The organism is Chryseobacterium lathyri, assembly GCF_003290185.1.
GTDB classification, from domain to species: domain Bacteria; phylum Bacteroidota; class Bacteroidia; order Flavobacteriales; family Weeksellaceae; genus Chryseobacterium; species Chryseobacterium lathyri.
Map to the genome: position 1 here is coordinate 1 of NZ_QNFY01000047.1, position 619 is coordinate 619.

Annotated in this window: 1 protein-coding gene; it reads left to right on the forward strand. The window is 40.1% G+C overall.

Translation table 11 applies throughout. From position 1 onward, the window contains the following. Window position 1: 1 nt before the first annotated feature. Window positions 2-619 (forward strand): MvdC/MvdD family ATP grasp protein (locus DRF61_RS22460; protein ID WP_338065571.1); only part of this gene is annotated, 618 nt, incomplete at its 3' end.

Here is a 619-nt window from a genome sequence, read left to right on the forward strand (position 1 = left end):
AATTACGCATACACAGGATAATTTTTCAATTGAAAAAGTAACAGAATATATAGAAAAAAACGGCTGCGAGGTTATTCGCTTCGATGTAGACCTGTATCCTATACAAAATAAACTCTCCACTGTTTTCCAGGATGGCGAATGGATAAGCATTCTTGAAACCAAAGAGGCAAAATACCGTCTTGACGATATTGCAGCAGTTTGGTACAGAAGAGCTTATAACATCGGGAACGGGGTGAAAGAAGAAATGGATAAAAAGTTTTATAGCGCCGCAATGGGCGAGATCCGCAACACGCTTTTCGGATTTATAGAATCTGTAGATGCTTATGCATTGGGGAAACCGGGGATTTACAGAAGGCTGGACAGTAAAGAAGAGCAGTTGAAAATTGCCGTTAAGCTAGGCCTTAATATTCCTGAAACCTGCCTTACCAATAATCCTGAAGAAGCCAGACAATTCATCCTTAAGCATCAGAATGTGATAGCTAAAATGCAGACCGGTTTTGCTATCTACGAAGACGGTGTGGAAAATGTGGTTTTCACCAATGTGGTTAGCGAAGACAAGCTTGAAGAACTGGATTCATTGGTATATTGCCCAATGCAGTTCCAGAAAAAAATAGAAAAG